The following is an 18,448-nucleotide window of genomic DNA, read 5'->3' as shown; positions in this document are numbered from 1 at the left end:
GTCGTTAGCTATGTTAAAAAAATACGTCTCGCCAAATAAGCTACAGTTCGTCGGCAAAGCTTGGGAAATTCGTCACGCGCTCCGTCTTGAGAAGAAACGCCAAGGAGGAAACGTGCCTCTTGCCGAGCTTCTCTCAAGGAAAATTATCCACTTGGAATCTTGAACGCTCGCTTGCAAGCTAAAGTGGAAGGCAATCAAACTCCCGTGGGACACTAATAGCGATATCAAGATAACGAACAGGCAGCCTCCCAGGCAAAAGTCGCTTTTGCTCGGGAGGCTGCCTTTCGTTTTCTATTCGGTTATCTGTTCAACGTTTCCTTAACGATAGACAAGACGAGCTCTGCGGTTTTCACGAGGTCATCCGCTTTGATCTGTTCCTTCGTCGTGTGGATGTGCTCATAGCCAACGGCTAGGTTGACGGTAGGCACGCCGTTTCCGTTGAACATGTTGGCGTCGCTGCCGCCGCCGGACGAGAACGTACGAGGGGTCAAGCCGATGGCCTCGATCGCCGCTTTCGCCACTTGAACAACCTCATCCTCGTCGCCGTAAGAGTAGGCTGGATATATCGTTGTCGTTTCGAATTCGAATTCAGCTCCGGATTCTTTAGCCGCGCTTTCCACCGCTTCGCGCATCGATTCGATCTGACGATCCATTTTCTCTTGCACCTGGCTGCGAGCCTCGGCGTAGATCTTAATCGAATCCGTAACGATGTTCACTTCGCCGCCACCCTCGAAACGTCCGATATTCGCGGTCGTCTCGCTGTCAATCCGGCCGAGCTTCATGCGGGACACCGCTTTGGAAGCGACTTGAATCGCGCTAATTCCGTCTTCCGGATTTACGCCGGCATGAGCGGCTTTGCCTCGAATCGTAATATACTGCCGGGAATTCGTCGGAGCGGCAACGGCGATATCTCCGATCGCGCCATTAGAATCGAGCGCGTAGCCGAATTTCGCCCGCAGGCGCGAGCCTTCCATAGCGCGCGAACCAAGCAAACCTGATTCTTCGCCGGTCGTGATGACGAATTGGATGCCTCCATGCGCCAATCCTTGTTCGTTGATTACGCGTAAGGTTTCGAATATCGCGGCTAATCCCGCTTTGTCATCGGCACCTAGTATGGTCGTTCCGTCGCTGCGGATGTAGCCATCGGAATCAAGGCGAGGTTTGATCCCTTTACCTGGCGATACGGTATCCATATGCGAGGTGAATAATATAGGAGGAACAGCCTCTTTACCTTCCGAAGCAGGCAACCATGCAAACAAGTTACCCGCCCCGTGTCCGATCTTCTCCGCGACATCATCTTCCGACACTTCAAGTCCGAAAGCTTCGAACTTGCTTTTTAACACTTTGCTGATTTCCGTTTCGAATTTCGTTTCGCTATCAATTTGCACCAATTCCATAAATTCCGTTATTAATCTGTCTCTTTGCACCATAATCTTTCCTCCTGACGAAGCATTCGTTACAATAGTATTGTGGACAAGCCCAAATGGAAAGGATGATTTAACATGAACAAACGTTTGTTTAAAATCATTGTTTACACGACTTTGATCGTCATGCTCGTATCTACATTGCTTATGAGCTTAGGATCTCTGATGCAGTAGGTGGAGCAACGGAGTACCCGAACACTTCCGAGAAATAAGGGAGAATCCTTCTCCCGATTTCTTCTACCTGCAAGGGTTTCCCGGTAAGCGTCTCCAGCGAAGTGACGCCGAACTCCTTGATTCCGCAAGGAATGATACCTTGGAAACCCTCTTGCTCCACGTTAGCCTTAACGTTAAGAGCGAACCCGTGACTCGTTATGAATCCCCGACGGGAACGGGCTTTATTGAACTTCACGCCTATCGCCGCGATTTTCGAATCTCCAACCCAGACCCCGGTGTACTCCGGTTTCCTTCCGCCTTCAATGCCGAATTCCGCAAGCAGCCTGATAATGACTTCTTCTAGGTTTCTTAAGTATTTGTGCAGATCCAGCCCTATCGCATCCAAATATAACAACGGGTAGCCTACCAACTGTCCTGGTCCGTGATAAGTGATGTCGCCGCCTCGATCTATTTCATACAGCGAAATTCCTCTACGGGCCAATTCATCTTTACTGTATAACAAGTGTTCCGGATGGCGATCGGAACCGATCGTGTACGTCGGCGGATGCTCCAAGAGCAGCAACGACTCCGAACGTTCCTCGCGGTCGATTTCCTTAACGAGCTTTTTCTGAAGCTCCCAAGCTTCCCCATAGTCCAATCTGGACAACCACTCAGGCGCTAGCTTAAGCATGCTAAGAACCTCCTTCCCATCTTCCCTTTCAATTCACTATTGTAGCTTATTGAAAACATCCACTGCAAACCGATTGCCTGTGAAAGGCAAATCAACTTACATCCGCAGAGAAAACCCGGCACTTTGCGCATCGCGCCGTACCGGGCATGATTGGTTCAATAAAGTTTCGTATCCATGTTGTAGCTTTCTAAATTTTCCTTCACCCGTTGCAGGAAACGACCGCAAATGACGCCGTCAAGAATACGGTGATCCAGCGATAAGCATAAGTTCACCATCGAGCGTACGCCGATCATGTCGTTAATGACGACAGGCCGCTTGACGATCGATTCGAACGTAAGAATCGCAGCTTGCGGATAGTTGATGATCGGTTGCGTCAAGATCGATCCGAACGATCCCGTATTGTTCACGGTGAAGGTTCCGCCTTGGATATCGTCCAGCTTCAGCTTCTTATCCCGCGTGCGACGTGCCAGATCATCGATTTCATGGGCGATGCCGGCGATATTTTTCTGATCCGCGTTGCGAATGACCGGAGTAACGACCGAATCCTCGGTTCCGACCGAGAGCGAGATGTTAATATCCCGCTTCACGATGATCTTATCGACAGCCCAGACGGAGTTCATGATCGGGTAGTCCTTGATCGCGTTAACTGCCGCCTTGATCAAGAAAGGCATATAAGTCAGGTTAATGCCTTCCCGCTTCTGGAATTCTTCCTTCAGCTTATTGCGCAGAACGACCAGATTCGTCACGTCGACTTCGATCATCATCCAGCCGTGAGGAATCTCGCTGACGCTTTGACGCATACGCGTCGCGATCGTATTCCTAACCGGAGTCACATCGATAAAATACTCTCCGCGTCCTGGCAGTTCTTGTCCTTCCACCTCGACGGAAGGGATACGCGGCGATTGGGACAAGTGCATTCCCGAAGAACGAACCGGTATGGTCGGATCCATCGGCGCCATCTGCGCCTGTGCGGATGCCGGTGCAGCAACTGGCTTAGCCGGTGCCCCGCCCGTCGCTGAGCGAACGGACGCAGTGCCTGCGGCTACAGCGGCCAACACGTCTTTCCGCGTAATCCGTCCGCCCTCTCCCGTTCCGGCAACGAGATTCAGATCGATTCCGTTATCTGCGGCCAACATCTGTACCGCAGGAGAATAACGATGACGCATGGGTGACCCGGCATCAACCGCCCCTCCGCTTGTTCCAACGCCAGCAGGGCGCGAAGAAACGCTGGAAGCCGCCGATCCGCGAGAGTCCGGTTTATGCTCATCGGGGGTAACGGCGCTTTCCACGGCATCCGCAACTTCAATCTCCACGAGACAGATCGCCGTTCCGACTTCAACCGTCTCGCCAGCGCCGGCCAAATGCTTGACCAGTTTCCCTCTAACCGTAGAAGGAAGCTCCGCGTTGACTTTATCGGTAATCAGATCGCAGATAGGCTCGTACATATCTATAATGTCTCCGGGTTGCTTTAACCAACGGTCTATCGTCGCAGTGACAAGCGATTCCGCCAATTGCGGCATCGTGACTTCGATTATTTGTTTTGCCATTTCTACCATTCTCCTCCCGGTACCCATCACCGGTTTAGTAACGGGCAAGCTCCAACATCGCCGCTTTGACTTTTTCTTTGTTCAGCAAGAAATGTTTTTCGCCCGGCGGATTGATCGGCATCGCCGGTACGTCAGGACCACAAAGCCGACGAATAGGCGCATCAAGGTCGTACAGCAGCTCTTCGGCGATTATGGCAGCGACTTCCGCGCCAATTCCGCCTGTTTTGTTGTCCTCATGTATGATAAGGACCTTGCCTGTTTTGGAAACTGCTTCAAGAATGCCTTCCCGATCCAGCGGCTGAATCGTGCGAAGATCAAGAATATGGGCCTCGATGCCATGTTCCTGCGACAAGTCTTCTGCCGCCTGCATTGCGAAGTGGAGCGGCATACTGTATCCGATAACGGTAATGTCGCTTCCTTCTCTCATGACGTTCGCTTTGCCAATAGGTACGATATAGTCCTCATCCGGAACTTCGTCGGAGATAAGACGGTAACATTTTTTATTTTCGAAGAAGATAACCGGATCCGGATCCCGAATGGCGGCTTTCAGCAACCCTTTCGCATCGTAGGCGGTAGCCGGAGCGACAATCTTGAGTCCCGGCGTTCCGAAGAATACCGATTCCGGACATTGGGAGTGATACAATCCGCCGAATACCCCGCCGCCGATCGGCGCGCGAATGACGATCGGACAATCCCAGTCGTTATTGGAACGGTAACGGATTTTAGCCGCTTCGCTAATGATTTGATTAGTCGCCGGGAACATGAAGTCCGAATACTGCATCTCGGCTATCGGTTTCATTCCCGCCATCGCCGCTCCGATCGCGACGCCGGCTATCGCGGATTCCGCGAGGGGCGCATCGAGCGCGCGTTGCTCGCCGAATTGCAACTGCAAACCTTTCGTCGTACCGAATACGCCGCCTTTAAGCCCGACGTCTTCTCCTAAGACGAACACGTCGTTATCCCGTTCCATTTCTTCCTTCATCGCCAAACGAATGGCATCGATATACTCAATAACCGGCATTATAGCTCCTCCCCGCTCTGCTCCGCATAGACGTAGCGGAAGGCGTCGTCCGTTGACTGGAACGGCGCTTTCTCGGCATACTCGTTCGCTTCATCGATCATTGCGCGAATGTCTGCCTGGAGCTTCGTTTCCTGGTCATCCGACCATAAACCCGCTTCTTCGAGATACTTCTTGAACACAGGCAATGAATCTTTGCCTCTATGCAGATCGACTTCTTCCTTCGTCCGGTAAGCCATGTCGTTGTCTGAAGTCGAATGGGCCGTAACCCGATAAGTCATGATTTCGATTAAGGTAGGACCTTCTCCCGCAATCGCGCGGTCGCGAGCTTCCTTCACGACGCGATAAACTTCCAGCGGATCGTTGCCGTCCACCCGAATTCCCGGAAAACCGTATCCAAGCGCGCGGTCGCAGATCCGTCCTCTCGTTTGCTTAGCCAATGGCATAGAAATCGCATACTGATTGTTCTCGCATACGAAAATAACCGGAAGTTGATGAACCCCGGCGAAGTTACAGCCCTCATGGAAATCTCCTTGGTTGCTTGAACCTTCTCCGAAAGTCACGATAGCAACGGACGGCTCGCCTCTCATCTTCGCGGCTAATGCAAGTCCTGTCGCATGCGGAACTTGCGTCGTTACCGGACTCGATCCCGTTACGATCCGCAGCCGTTTGCTGCCGAAATGTCCAGGCATCTGCCTGCCGGCGCTATTCGGGTCTTCCCCTTTGGCGAATACGGATAACATTAAATCTTTAACCGTCATGCCCAGAGATAAGACGAAGCCGTAATCCCTATAGTATGGTAGGAACCAGTCGTTTTTTAGATCCATGGCAAAACCCATCGCAACTTGCGACGGTTCTTGAGTAATACCTGAAATATGAAAGTTAACTTTACCTGCTCGTTGCAATAATTGACCCCGCTCATCGAAACGACGGGCAAGCATCATCGTCTTATACATCTCGACAGCGCGTTCGTCTGACAAGCCAAGCGCGGTATGCCGAAGGGTTTGCTGGACGGAACCGGGTTGTTTCATAGGCGCGTCCTCCTGCTTTGGTTTAGTTTTATAACCTGGTCTTAATACTTGAACTTAAAACCTATTATACTCCGCTTGAAAGCAAAAAGAAACGCTCAACCCATCGTTGAGCGAATGAATTTACCTAACTAGGCAAATTAACCGCCAACTTGAAGACTACGTCTCCCGGGTTGAGCATATCCAATGTGTTATTGTCAGCTGTGTCCAGCTCCGCCATCCAGAGCTTGCATCACTTCTTGCAACGCTTCCGACAACGTCGGGTGAGGATGGATCGTGCGGCCGATTTCCCATGGAACGGCATCGAGAAATTTCGCCAACGAAGCTTCGGCAATCATCTCGGTTGCATGAGCGCCTACGAGATGAACGCCTAGCAGATCTCCCGTAGCCGTATCCGATATCACTTTCGCAAAGCCTTCGCTTTCTCCGTATACGAGCGCTTTACCGAAAATACGCAAAGGCAATTTTGCCGTCTTCACTTGAAACCCTTCCGCCTTCGCATCCGCTTCCGTCCAGCCGATTGAAGCCGCCTCCGGACGGGAGTAAATACAACGGGGAATATCGCGATCAGGGGCACGCTTAGGCTTGCTTCCGGTCAAATGCTCCACGGCAACGGCTGCTTCATGCATGGCTGCATGCGCAAGCTGAACGCCGCCGATACAGTCGCCAATCGCATAAATATGCGACTCGCCCGTCTGTAGCGTGTTAGGACTCACCTTGATAAACCCTTTTTCTGCTTTGACATCCGTATTTTCCAATCCGAGGTTGTCCACGTTGCCTTGCCGGCCAACGGATACGAGCATTCTCTCCGCTTGAAGCGATAGTGAATCGCCTTTGACGCTAACTTCCACCTGAACTCCTGAATCTGTTAATTTACATTTATCTGCCTGCAAAGAAGCTCCAACAATAATCTTGACGCCTCTCTTTTGCAAAGCTTTCGCGATTTCCGCGCTGATGTCTTTGTCTTCCGTCGGAACTATTCGATCCGCGGTTTCAATAATCGTCACCGCCGTACCGAAATCGCTTAACATCGAAGCCCATTCAACACCGATTACGCCGCCGCCCACGATCAGGATGGATGTTGGTTTGCTTGTCCAATCCAGAGCTTCGTCGCTAGTCGCGATACGTTCCCCATCGTAAGGGAGACCTTCCAATCGGCGCGGACGCGATCCCGTAGCGATAATGACGTTCTTGGGCACGACTGTTTCCGATTCCCCGTTAGCGAGCTCGACAGCAATGGCTCCGCTGCGAGGAGAGAAGATCGAAGGTCCGATAATTCGACCGCTTCCTTTAATGACTTCAATGCGATGCTGCTTCATGAGCGCTTGCAGCCCTTTGTGTAGCTGTTCCACGATGCTATTCTTGCGATGAAGGACCGCCTTCCAATCGACGGACGCGCTTCCTTCCGATAGCGAAACGCCGTAAGAGGCAGCCTCTCCGATCGTAGCGTATACTTCCGCGCTTCTAAGCAAAGACTTGCTAGGAATGCATCCGCGATGCAAACACGTCCCGCCTAGCTTGTCCTGTTCGACGATAACAACGCTTCGGCCGGCTTGCGCCGCTTTAACCGCTGCCGTATAGCCTCCCGGCCCGCCGCCCACAATAGCGACATCGACTTCGATTGGCATAGTTTCCCCTCCGTATGTAAACTCACTTTCCCATTGTACCTTTTTTTAGCGCTCGGAACAAAACTTACGCCTGGAAGTTTATCATTTCAGTCGTGCAAACAAAAAACAGCGACCTATTAAAGGCCGCTGCGCTTAAAAATATCGCACGTTTACTGAACGACATCCATCTTTTCGTTCAAAATTTTGGAAATCCCTGTATTACGGGCAACGGTTGAGTTATTCAGGAATAGCACGTCCGTAATCTGCTGTTCTTTCACGAAGTCTATCAGATTTCCTTTGTAGTAACGTGGATCTAAATAATAGACTTTAGAAAAATGAGGCAATAAGAATGGGACGAACGCGTTCGCGTACGAATCCTTAATCACGACGATCCGCTTGCCGTTGTTGTTATCCGTCGTAATCTCTCCCCAAGGAAAGTCTCCTCCAAGGAATGCCGCATAGTACGTGCTGCTAAGCTTTGCGTATTTCGGATCGACGACGTTTCTTGCAACCGGCTTGTTAGCCGACGTATACATGGTATAAGTATACGGAATAAACGGCGTGTAATACGTAAGGGTATCCGGATGAGATTTAAGTTTAGGGCTTAATGTCTGTTTATAGGCGGTACCGAGAAAATCAGGGATATCGCTTGCCTCATATTGATCAAGCGGCACCGGAGTTTCTCCCATTTGTTCCACGAGCTTCGTATAAGCATAATAAGCGCCGAGAGCCGTCCAGTGGTGATCGGTGCGGAAATAAATATACTCATTCTTATGATCCGCGAGCGTGCTATACGCGTCAATCTTCCCGATGTCGTCATTCAGACGCGCGTTCACTTGGGCAAAAGCGTCCTTCTGCGAATCCGAAAATTTCTTAACGTCCTTATTAGACGTAAACTCCACCGACGTAGGCGCAAGCAACGAGTAAACCCGGACATTAGGATCGATGGACTGTTTAAATCGATTAAGGGTGTCTGCATAATATTCGGCCGCCGAAGCAGAATAATTAAAAGCCGTAAAAGCACGATCCTTCAAAAGGAGATACATACTGGAGCTAGTAGCCGCGGCGTTCCCCTGTTCAACGTTCATATTGTCGCCGCCTTGGAAAACGATCGACAACTGATCCACGAACGGGATCCCTTTAAGCTCCTTCATATTCGTGCCTACTTGGACTAACTTCGTACGGAACGCGAAATTGTCGGCGAAATAATTATCGAAATCGCGAGTGTACTCGCCGTCAAAAAAACGATCGACCGTAAAAACGGGCTGTTTCATAATGTCGCGCTGTTCGAGATTGGATTTTTCCTCGGAATGCGGGCGCAACAAGTTAATGGCGGCAAATCCGAATATAAACGCCAAGAACAACAGGAGATTGAGCTTCGCTTGAAATTTCATTGTTTCCCTCCTTGCTAGAAGCGGTAATAAAGAAACGGATTATAGGTACTACCGATCAACAGAATAGTAGCCACGATGAGTATGACGATGTTCATCATAGGAACGCCTACGGTTTGCAGGCCAACCCCAAGCTTTGGATTAGATTCCGACAAACGTGTGAATAACCATTTCATTAACGGAGTCGAGGCGATAATCGCGACAACGAGCAACAATGCGTTGTTATTGAAGTAAATCTTCAACTCTATGTTCGTGAAATCTTTATGAGATACCCCGAACATGATAAGAAGGGAATCGATTGCCTTGGATAGATCCGTAAAGTAAAACCAGACCCAGCCAACTAGCATCATCAGTATTCCATATACGTGCGAGACGAAGGCGCCCGCCTTCTCCAACCATTTGCCGAGAAACATCCGTTCCATGTAGATCAATAAACCAAAATAAAGTCCCCAAATGATAAAGTTCCAACTCGCGCCGTGCCAGAACCCCGTGAGGAACCAGACGACGAACAGGTTGCGTAGATAAAACCTTCTGTTCCCACCAAGCGGGATATAGACGTAGTCTCGAAAAAAGCCGCCAAGGGACATGTTCCAACGTCGCCAAAATTCTCCGGCCGATTTCGAGATATAAGGATAGTTGAAGTTCTCTCGCAAATTAAATCCGAACATCTTGCCCAATCCGATCGCCATATCGGAATAACCCGAGAAGTCAAAATAAATTTGCAGCGCGAACAAACATACGCCGAACCAAATGCCGAGCACGGAAGCGGAGTCCGAGCTTGGATTCAGAAACTGCGATACGTTCTCCCCTATCAGGTTGGCGATAATCACTTTTTTGCCTAACCCGATCATAAAGCGGGTAATTCCTTCACTGAAGCCAGCCATCGTTACCCGCGGATTATCGATTTGATGCTCGATGTCGGAGTAACGGATAATCGGTCCCGCAACTAAATGCGGGAAGAAGGACACATAGAGCAATAGCTTTTTGGGAGATCTAGGAGCTTTGATCGTCCCTTTATAGACGTCCGTCAAGTAACAAATGATTTCAAACGTAAAAAAAGAAATCCCGATGGGCAAAGTTACCTCAGGATGGGGAATATTAAAAGGAAGCACCGCATTCACGTTATCCACGAGAAACCCGGCGTATTTGAAAAACCCTAAGATCCCTATGTTTACCGCTATCGCTGCGACATATTGTGCCTTGGCGAGCCAAGTCCCCCTATATTTGTCGATACCGAGTGCGAAGAAATAACCGATTATCGAGGCTAATAATAGCAGAACTATCCAAACCGGCTCTCCCCAAGCATAGAAAGCGAAGGAAAAGAGGATCAATATCCAATTTCGATATGTCGTATTCTTAAATACGAAATAAGCGATAAGTAGTATGGGTAAGAATAGGTACAAGAAGAACAAACTGGAAAATACCACTGCAAGTATCTCCTCTCTCTCTCTTTTTCTTGTGTCATAATACCATAGGTTTATGTCGGATCATAGTGAAATTGGCAGGTGATTGATGGCATTCGTGGACAATACTTCGGGAAATCGTTTATGATAAGAGAATTGGAAGGAGGGCTTAATCATCATATGAAATTGGTTTTTCAACGCCTGATTGCCATTCTACTTCTCGTAATCCCTGGTCTATTGGCCGCATACGGTTTTCTGTTAATGAAGAACGCGCTGTTCGATTATTTTGCTCAAATGGGAATTACAGATTTTACTCCCGATTTTCATTGGCTCAAATTTATCGGCGGCGCGGTTCTATTCCTGATTGGAATCGGCTTTATAGGCGGTTGGACTTTTTTCCGGGATCGCAAACATAATTATTTGTCGTCACGATTCCGTCCGAAAGTTCCGCGACCTCCGCGGCCAACGAATACGGATGCTGCGCACCAATCGCAAGACGGCAAATCGGAATAGGCTTAAGACAAAGAAAAGGTAGTGGAGAAGGACAATCCTTGCTCCACTACCTTTTCGTTTCTAAATGAACTAATTACGATCAGGCATCGGTAAAAATAATAGATTGATAGGCAACATGCTACCGTTAGCCGGAGTGAAGGTAATCGTCACCGTTTCCTGGGTATCTCCCGACTTATAGAGCATCCCTACCTCATTTGGGTTAGAGAGATTTCCGCTATTCGTCGTATAAACAACATTGCCGTTTACGGTAAACGCTCCTGCATAATGTCCCCCGCGAGGATTAACAACGATTGCCGTATGAGGTTGAACGTTACTGAACTTAATCGTGTACAATACTCCGTAGTTCCCCATGTTTAAAACCGGTATTCCCGTTGTCTTATCGAAACCGCTCAGCCGAGTATCCTCTATGTTGTCGGCTAGAATCATCCGGCTTTTCTCGTTTCCGATCGTTTGATTCACATACATCATTCGATTAGCGTTCTCGAAAGTTCCGCGAATGTGCCTGTCATTGCTCGGCAATAACGGCAAGTTCGGCAGCATGGTCATAATATCTTGTTTATCGTCTATTACGACAACTTGAAATTTAAGATCGGCATTCATTTGGACGTCACCGTACATGGAGTAGACGTCGCCTGGACGTACGGATTTCGCGCTGTATTCTTCAAAGATCAAACGGCTTTCCCCAGCCGGAATTTGCACATACGAGTATTTCGGGTCTAATACCGACTCCAGAAACCTTCCGGTAACCGCTTTGCCGACCGTCGATACGAATGGATTAGGTCCGGCCATCCCTTTGGCGCCCATTCTTACGGTTGCTGGCTCCGCATTCTCGTTCGTCAGAACAACGTAGATTCTAACTGGGTTCGTGCGTTTATTGTAATTGTGCAGAAGGAATCTAACATTACCCGTAACCGTATCCTCGTAATAAATTCCTTCATCTATGATCGTTTCCGGGCTATTCGCCCGAATTAACGTTTGCTCGCGGTCATTGATCGAGTAAGGAATCTTAGGTAAGGATAATACCGAAGCACCGTCATATGAGAATTTGTCACCGATTTCCGTATAGAGCAAGTCAAATTGTTCTTTCGTATACAGAACATCTTCGGTAATGGTAATCGTCTTCGTGATTTCGTTAACGGCGCCATTGGCATCCGTCACTTGCAGCGTTATCGTTTGTGGTCCCGGCACGAAGAAACCTTTCTCGTTATTCGTCCACTTGCGAGTCACGATCCGATCTTCATCGTCGGTGCTTAGATCGGTATAGGTTATATATTCACCGATTCTATAAGTGTCTTGGTCCATACTGAAGTTGGCTACAGGCGGTTGATTCGGCGGTTTCACCGTGATCGTCACCGTATAAGGATCGCTCCAAACTCCGGTTTCATCTTGAACCCAATGCGATACGGTATACGTACCTGCCTGATCAAAGGTGCTGTAGTTATTCTCCCAACGATCATCGACGATTTTGAGGCCGCGAAGATGATACGACTCGTTCGTGTAAGTAACTTCCGTTTGCTGGGCATACGGATTAGTATTGGATACGGAGAACTTCGCGACCGGCTTGGATTCCCAAGTCAGTTCGATTTTTTTCTCCTTCGGAACATTTACCATGTTTAAACCGAAGCTTAGTGTCGCTGTGCGCAGCGGGATCATAAGCGTACCTTTAAGGGTGTACGGAATGCCCGGCGAGCTGCTCTTGGCGACTCCATTCAACGTATAAGTTGCGGAACCGCTGCGGAGAACCATCACGGTATTACCGCTTGTCAGCGTGTACTGCTTACTCTTGGCATCATAGTTAATCTTTCCATAAATCTCCGTCATGAAAGATTTGGCCGCCACATATGTAACATTCTTAGTATCGGTAAGAGGCTGCGTTGCCGTGACTTTCTTACCGTTATGAACCATTTCCTTCGAGCCTTGCGTCAACACCAATTTCTCAAGTCCGTCCACGCTTCCTTCCGCGTAAGCCGGAAGCTGAAACGAGAACAACAGCAGAGCGGAAAGCAATAATTGCACAAGCTTCTTGTTCATCTCATACTCCTTCTAATCTAGTTGATATTCGTTTCGGTATATTTAATCATATGTATTAACGAGAATACCAGCCAAAGGTTGCTATAAATATTAAATTTAAATAAAATTAAGGTTCTAGCTCCTCGGTTGGAGCCAGAACCTTGTAATCCTTTTAATATCATTCTAGTCGATTACTGTGCTTTAGCTAGGCACTCGAGCGATCTTCTTATCGCTTGTTTCCGAACTCGTTGATCCCGTTCGGAATCTTCTAACAACCAGAACTGTTCATCCTTATATAAATCTAGCAAAGCAGCTTTTGCCGCATGGACCGCCAACAATTCCTCTGTCAGAAGATGAATGCAGAGCGAATAGCATAGAACTTCGACTGCCTTCAATCTATCTATACGATTACGATAATCGATCATAACAGGTCCCCCTTCGCGTAAGCGAGCAGCTTCTTCGTTTCCTCGAACCTCGCTTCCGGGGTGCTCGCTCCCATTACGACCGTAATATATCTCCGTCCGTCAACGACTGTCGTTCCCGTGAAGCAATAGCCCGCCCGTTCCGTATATCCGGTCTTTAGGCCATCGTTGCCTTTCGTACCGAAGCGCTGGCCGGGAAGCATCTCGTTCGTTGTCTTCAGTTCGTTTATCTCTCCGTTACCGGTTACGACCGAAGCCGAGCTTTTCTTAGTTATCTTCAACACTTCCGGATAGGCTTCGATCAAATATCGCGCTAGCAACGCCACATCCTCTGCTGTCATCACCGTTTCTCCATCGGTGGCCGCCGTTGCGAAGTCGTCGAGGTCAACGCTGGTCAAGCCAGTCGCGTTAGCGAAAACCGTGTCTTTCGACAATCCGATCTCCCGCGCTTTAGCGTTCATTCGCGTTACGAATTCAGCCTCTGAGCCGGCTATGTATTCCGCCAAAGAGACAGACGCGTCATTAGCGGAATGAATAGCCATTGCGTTAAATAGCTCCTTAACCGTTGCCGATTGTCCTCTGGACAATCCCACTCCCGCGCCGCCCACATGAGCTGCATAATCGCTAGTCGGAACAGGTTCATCCCATGATAGGGAGCCGGAGTGTACGCTCTCCAGCACGAGCACTTCCGTCATCATCTTCGACATGCTTGCCGGAGGCAGCGCCTCCTTGGCATTACTCATATACAGCCATTTCCCGTTATCGGCATCCATCATGACCGCGGAAACGACTGCCAAGCTCGGTCCGGGCGCTTTAGAGAAACTTAACTTATCTTTAATGTCTAATGCCCAACCAACGACGACAAGCAGCATTACCACAACGAATAACCGCTTCCACTTCATTTCCCTTTCCTCCTGAACGACTTCCTATACGTTCATTGTAAAGGGAACTTTTTAAGCATTCTGAAAGCAAATCATAAGATTACCTTAAAATAGCGAATCCGGTTTAGTTCAGCGGCAACCATACCCGGAAATTCGTGCTGTCCCCATCGCTAGTCACGGAGATCGTCCCTCCATGCTTCTCTACTAGACCTTTGGCGATGGCCAATCCGAGCCCTGTTCCTCCTTTGTTCTCCGTCCTGGACTTATCTACCCGGTAGAACCGGTCGAACAAATGGGGCAAATCGCCTGCCGGAATCGCATTGCCATAATTCACGATTTCAACAATGGCTGCATGATTGTGCTTATTTAAGTAAATATCGACTTTTCCGCCGGTATTTCCGTAAGCGATCGCATTCGAGAGCAAATTCTCGAACACGCGAACAAGCTTGTCGGGATCTCCCTCAATCGTAATATCGTTCTCGTTCGAGATGAGATTCCCTTTCATTTTGGCCGTCTCTAATGAAAGCCGATAGTGAACGAGCAATTGATTCATCATTTCGACGAGATTAAATTTCTTCTTGTTTAGGGGAATGACGTCATGGCGCATCCGAGTATACTCGAACAAATCGTGAATAAGCACGTTTAACCGTTCCGCCTTGGCGTAAGCAATCTGAACATAATGGCGCATTTCCACTTCATCGCGATAACGATCCTGCTCGATTAAGCCTAAATATCCTAGAATCGAAGTTAAAGGCGTACGCAGATCATGGGACACGTTCGTAATGAGCTCGTTTTTCGTTTGCTCCGTCTTCCTCTCCTCGTCGAGCGACCGCTTAAGCTCAAGTACGAGCGAATTCATATTTTCGGCGAGCAAGGTCACTTCATTGTTCTGCCTAACGGGAACTGTATCATCGAAGTTGCCTTTGGATATATGCTCGACGGCTTGGCTTAGCTTCGCGAAGTAATTGAATCGCCTCCAGTTGAATAACACCATATACACGATAAACAATACAAAGCAACCAAACAAAATAAGCGGCATCTCGCCGAAAGTATCGTACAAGTCTCTTAGAAACGATCGTGAAGTATAATCGTTTCGCGTCATCCGTTCAATAATAATGATCGATAAGTAGAAGGAAATGATCGAAAGAATAGCGCTTAATACAATCTGCCATATGAGACGCCACGCCATGCGCACCGCGATATTAGCTCTCAATTTTGTAGCCAACTCCCCAGACGGTCGTGATCAGCTTCCGGCCCATCTCCTGTTCGAGCTTGTCCCTTAGCTTGCTGATATGCACCATGACCGTATTGTTGGATTCGAAATATTTTTCCTTCCATACTTGCTGGAAAATATCTTCCGCGCTGAATACACGGCCGAGGTTGCTCGCCAGTAAGTAGAGGATGCCGAATTCCGTCGATGTCAAATGAACGGGTTGTCCATGCACTTCCGCCGTATGCGTGGATTTGTTGATCGTAAGCTCGTTTATCTTCAACAAGCCCTCCTCATCCGGCGAAGCGACGGATTGCGTTCCATACTGATAAGCACGGCGAAGCAGCGTCTTCACCCGAACGACCAATTCCAAAGGATTAAACGGCTTCACCAAATAATCGTCGGCCCCCGTCATGAGCCCGAGAATCTTATCCATATCTTCAGCCTTCGCGCTAACCATAAGAATAGGAATCGATGCCGTATCGCGAATTCGCCTGCATACTTCCATTCCGTCCATCTTAGGCATCATAATATCGAGTACGATCAAGTGAAAGGCCTGGCCCTCTAATTTCTCCATCGCTTCAACCCCATCGTGGGCTTGTTCCGTATGAAACCCTTCATTCCGTAAATAAATATCGATAAGGTTGGCGATTTCGCGATCATCGTCAACGATAAGGATTGATTTGCTCAACTTTGCCACTCCTTTACGTTATCCCTAATCTCTCCACTATACCCTAATCCTTATCATCCTGTCCTTCGATCGGAACAGGTTTCACACTTCTTAAGGAAAACTTAAAATATACTTTAGCTTTGGTTTCTATTGGCCGGCAACAAAAAAACAGCTTGTCCGTTTCCGTCGATCCGAACGGAAAGGAGCAAGCTGCTCTTTGAATATGATGCGGGTTATTGTACCGAGGACGCTGTAGCGCTAGGAGCTGCCGTTGGAGACGCTTCAGGGCTTGCCGAAGCGGCTGGCTCAGGCTTTTTCTCCAACAGATTTTTGTAATTTCTTGCTTTTTTCAAGCTTTCAACCCAAGCCAGTCCTTCCGTTTGAAGCTTCTCGTTATAATAAGCTTCCTTGACGTCGGCTTTCACCGTGTCGAATTCGGGAACGACCGCTTCCTTCACGTCCGTCACCTTGATAATGTGATATCCGAATTGCGATTGCACGACATCGCTCATTTCGCCTTTGGCCAGCGCGAATGCAGCCGCTTCGAAATCGGCGTCCATTTTGCCGGTTCCGAAAAATCCGAGGTCTCCTCCTTTGTCTTTGGAGCCGTCCTGGGACTTCTCTTTCGCCAAAGTCGCGAAATCTTTGCCGGCTTTAAGCTCAGCAAGAACGGCATCCGCTTCTTCCTTAGTCGGCAGAAGAATATGCGAAGCCCTTACTTCTTTCGGAGTCGTCGCGAATGTATCTTTGTTTTTGTCGAAATAAGCCTTAAGAGCGTCATCCGTTACCGGATTATGGTTTTCGAACAATAGCTTGATCTTTAAGTCCGGTTTGATTTGCTTATCCTTAAAGTCCTCCAATGTTATACCGGACTGTTGAAGAGCCGCGTTCAAATCATCATCCGTAGCAAAGCCGTACTGTTTCTTCAAGGTTTCGAGTTCCTTCTTAACATCTTCGTCCGTGATCTTAATGCCTGCTTTATCGGACTCTAAATCTACGATTTTGGTTTGGGCGACGTTATTGACTAGAGAAATCAACTGATCCTCGCTCATCTGTTTTGTCGTGATCTCCGTATAAACATCGGATTGTTTGATCTTAATTCCATCCATCTCGGCGACTGTTTCGTTAAGGCCTTTATCGCTAGATTGATACTTAAATAGAACGAAAACCAAAGCCGCAACAGCGATAACTGCGATGATCCATGGCACGGCAACCGCGGAATTGTTTTTCGTAGGTGCTTCGTGAGGCGCTTCGGCAGGCGCTGCCGCATCAGCTTGCTCGTTGTCCAAGTAAGTGTCCTTATCTTGAACGGAGTTCAGCTCCACAGTCTCTTCTATCTCTCTTTCAATATCCTCGTTGCTAGTTTGTTGTTCCTTATCGTTCAATTCATCTTCGTTACGTTCGCTCATTATCCAATTTCCTCCTTGTTTTTACAATCGACTCATTCACTATATCAGAATTTCGCAATAATACCTTAAAGGCTCCTAAATTTTTTGCGAAATTGCGAGGGGGTGCAATCGTATGTCGTCCTGAACTTCTTGCTGAAGTAGCTAAAATTCGACAATCCGACTTCTAGGGCGGCTTCCGCGACGGAGATTTTGGTATTTTGCAATAAATAGGCCGCCTGTTGTATACGATAATGGTTGACGTAATCCATCGGCGTCTTGCGCATGAACGATTTGAATACGCGGCTGAAATGGCCGACGCTCATTCCCGCAACGGCGGCTAATAGAGGTACGGTCAGTGGCTGGCTGCAATGATTCTCGATGTAAGTGACTACGCTTTTCAGCCTGTCCATCGTTTGGGTATCGACGGAATTAGCCGGATCCCTACGCGTCCATTGTCCATCGCCGATCAAGTCCGCAAATAACGAATAGAGCTCGGCCTTGATCCTTAATTCCTTAGCCGAATCCGTCGTATCGTGAAGCCGATGAATCTCGGCGAGACGCCGAAGGACGAGCTTTCCCCAAGACGTATCATTACGATATACGGAAGGAATTACGGCGTCCCCTCTCTGCAACGGCTGGAGAAATCGGGTAGCTATTCCGTCCCGTGCTTCCGTTAGCCAGTCCATATGGAACACGATGGCTTTAAAAGTACAGGCGGTTTCGGAAAGCGCATATCCCCCATGCACCTCGCCGCAAGGAATAAAAATCCCTTCGCCAGCCTGAAGCTCAAAGGTCGCTAGACCAATCTGAAATACTGCCTGTCCGCTTAACATCCACAAAAATTCAGCTTCGTCATGCCAATGATTGTCTAGGATCGTTTCGTTTATCCCCTGTTCTTGCAAGTAAGTCGCTAGAGGAAACTGCGGGTTTCCGTGCCTTCGATTCTCGCGCAAATGTCTCTGATCCATATCAATTCTCCGTTTTATCATAATAATGTTATAAATGAGCATGATAATGCAAGATAACAGCCATGAACATCAATATAATGTTATTTAGAACGAGAATCAAGAAAATGATATGAAGGGATGATCT

General features: G+C 48.5%; 18 protein-coding genes. 3 read left to right on the top strand and 15 right to left on the bottom strand.

Annotation, left to right across the window (positions count from 1 at the left end; genetic code table 11):
• The first annotated feature begins 10 nt into the window (after window positions 1–10).
• Window positions 11–163 (top strand): Z-ring formation inhibitor MciZ, encoded by a 153-nt coding sequence (gene mciZ / locus L3D05_RS01655; RefSeq protein WP_239614014.1) that lies wholly within the window; start codon window positions 11–13, stop codon window positions 161–163.
• 136 nt (window positions 164–299) lie between these two features.
• On the opposite strand, the gene L3D05_RS01650 is transcribed toward mciZ, so the two are convergent.
• Window positions 300–1,430: a M20/M25/M40 family metallo-hydrolase gene (locus L3D05_RS01650; protein ID WP_239614012.1), complete on the bottom strand. Its 1,131-nt coding sequence runs from the start codon at window positions 1,428–1,430 to the stop codon at window positions 300–302.
• Window positions 1,431–1,502: 72 nt separating this feature from the next.
• On the opposite strand from L3D05_RS01650, the gene prli42 reads away from it, so the two are divergent.
• Entirely contained in the window at window positions 1,503–1,598 is a 96-nt protein-coding gene (gene prli42, locus L3D05_RS26640; RefSeq protein ID WP_369417927.1) for a stressosome-associated protein Prli42, read from the top strand.
• Here the strand turns inward: prli42 and lipB are convergent.
• From lipB to L3D05_RS01615, 7 genes are all read right to left on the bottom strand, one after another.
• Entirely contained in the window at window positions 1,570–2,268 is a 699-nt protein-coding gene (gene lipB / locus L3D05_RS01645; RefSeq protein WP_239614010.1) for a lipoyl(octanoyl) transferase LipB, read from the bottom strand. The genes prli42 and lipB overlap by 29 nt on opposite strands.
• A gap of 155 nt (window positions 2,269–2,423) precedes the next feature.
• Window positions 2,424–3,815 carry a dihydrolipoamide acetyltransferase family protein gene (locus tag L3D05_RS01640; protein ID WP_239614009.1) on the bottom strand — a complete coding sequence of 464 codons (1,392 nt, stop codon included), beginning with the start codon at window positions 3,813–3,815 and terminating at the stop codon, window positions 2,424–2,426.
• Between the two features lie 34 nt (window positions 3,816–3,849).
• Window positions 3,850–4,836, bottom strand: coding sequence for an alpha-ketoacid dehydrogenase subunit beta (locus L3D05_RS01635; RefSeq protein ID WP_239614007.1), 987 nt, complete (start codon window positions 4,834–4,836; stop codon window positions 3,850–3,852).
• A complete protein-coding gene (locus L3D05_RS01630; RefSeq protein ID WP_239614006.1) occupies window positions 4,836–5,864 on the bottom strand; it encodes a thiamine pyrophosphate-dependent dehydrogenase E1 component subunit alpha in 1,029 nt (342 codons plus the stop codon). The genes L3D05_RS01635 and L3D05_RS01630 overlap by 1 nt, the downstream gene beginning before the upstream one ends.
• 194 nt (window positions 5,865–6,058) lie before the next feature.
• Window positions 6,059–7,489, bottom strand: a complete 1,431-nt coding sequence (lpdA, locus tag L3D05_RS01625; protein WP_239614004.1) for a dihydrolipoyl dehydrogenase — start codon at window positions 7,487–7,489, stop codon at window positions 6,059–6,061.
• A 149-nt stretch (window positions 7,490–7,638) separates the two neighbouring features.
• The gene (locus L3D05_RS01620) at window positions 7,639–8,862 is read right to left on the bottom strand and encodes a DHHW family protein (protein ID WP_239614002.1); all 1,224 of its coding nucleotides are present in this window, start codon (window positions 8,860–8,862) and stop codon (window positions 7,639–7,641) included.
• A 14-nt stretch (window positions 8,863–8,876) separates the two neighbouring features.
• A complete protein-coding gene (locus tag L3D05_RS01615; protein WP_239614000.1) occupies window positions 8,877–10,286 on the bottom strand; it encodes an MBOAT family O-acyltransferase in 1,410 nt (469 codons plus the stop codon).
• Between the two features lie 156 nt (window positions 10,287–10,442).
• Here L3D05_RS01615 and L3D05_RS01610 point away from each other — a divergent pair, with 156 nt between their 5' ends.
• A complete protein-coding gene (locus L3D05_RS01610; RefSeq protein WP_239613998.1) occupies window positions 10,443–10,775 on the top strand; it encodes a DUF2627 domain-containing protein in 333 nt (110 codons plus the stop codon).
• A gap of 69 nt (window positions 10,776–10,844) precedes the next feature.
• Here the strand turns inward: L3D05_RS01610 and L3D05_RS01605 are convergent, their stop codons facing one another.
• The 7 genes from L3D05_RS01605 to L3D05_RS01575 form a co-directional block, all read right to left on the bottom strand.
• Window positions 10,845–12,806 (bottom strand): stalk domain-containing protein, encoded by a 1,962-nt coding sequence (locus L3D05_RS01605; RefSeq protein WP_239613996.1) that lies wholly within the window; start codon window positions 12,804–12,806, stop codon window positions 10,845–10,847.
• Between the two features lie 170 nt (window positions 12,807–12,976).
• Entirely contained in the window at window positions 12,977–13,210 is a 234-nt protein-coding gene (locus tag L3D05_RS01600; RefSeq protein ID WP_239613994.1) for a hypothetical protein, read from the bottom strand.
• A complete protein-coding gene (locus L3D05_RS01595) occupies window positions 13,207–14,109 on the bottom strand; it encodes a D-alanyl-D-alanine carboxypeptidase family protein (RefSeq protein ID WP_239613993.1) in 903 nt (300 codons plus the stop codon). Before L3D05_RS01595 ends, L3D05_RS01600 begins: the two co-directional genes overlap by 4 nt.
• A 103-nt stretch (window positions 14,110–14,212) precedes the next feature.
• Window positions 14,213–15,301, bottom strand: a complete 1,089-nt coding sequence (locus tag L3D05_RS01590; RefSeq protein WP_239613991.1) for a sensor histidine kinase — start codon at window positions 15,299–15,301, stop codon at window positions 14,213–14,215.
• Window positions 15,291–15,989, bottom strand: coding sequence for a response regulator transcription factor (locus L3D05_RS01585; protein ID WP_239613989.1), 699 nt, complete (start codon window positions 15,987–15,989; stop codon window positions 15,291–15,293). The genes L3D05_RS01590 and L3D05_RS01585 overlap by 11 nt, the downstream gene beginning before the upstream one ends.
• Window positions 15,990–16,201: 212 nt before the next feature.
• Entirely contained in the window at window positions 16,202–17,377 is a 1,176-nt protein-coding gene (locus tag L3D05_RS01580; protein ID WP_239613987.1) for a peptidylprolyl isomerase, read from the bottom strand.
• A gap of 65 nt (window positions 17,378–17,442) precedes the next feature.
• Window positions 17,443–18,324 (bottom strand): AraC family transcriptional regulator, encoded by an 882-nt coding sequence (locus L3D05_RS01575; RefSeq protein WP_239613985.1) that lies wholly within the window; start codon window positions 18,322–18,324, stop codon window positions 17,443–17,445.
• Between the last annotated feature and the right edge of the window lie 124 nt (window positions 18,325–18,448).

The sequence above is a fragment of the Cohnella mopanensis genome, assembly GCF_022352055.1.
In the GTDB taxonomy this organism is placed as follows: domain Bacteria; phylum Bacillota; class Bacilli; order Paenibacillales; family Paenibacillaceae; genus Cohnella; species Cohnella mopanensis.
This window is presented reverse-complemented; position numbering and strand designations above follow the sequence as displayed.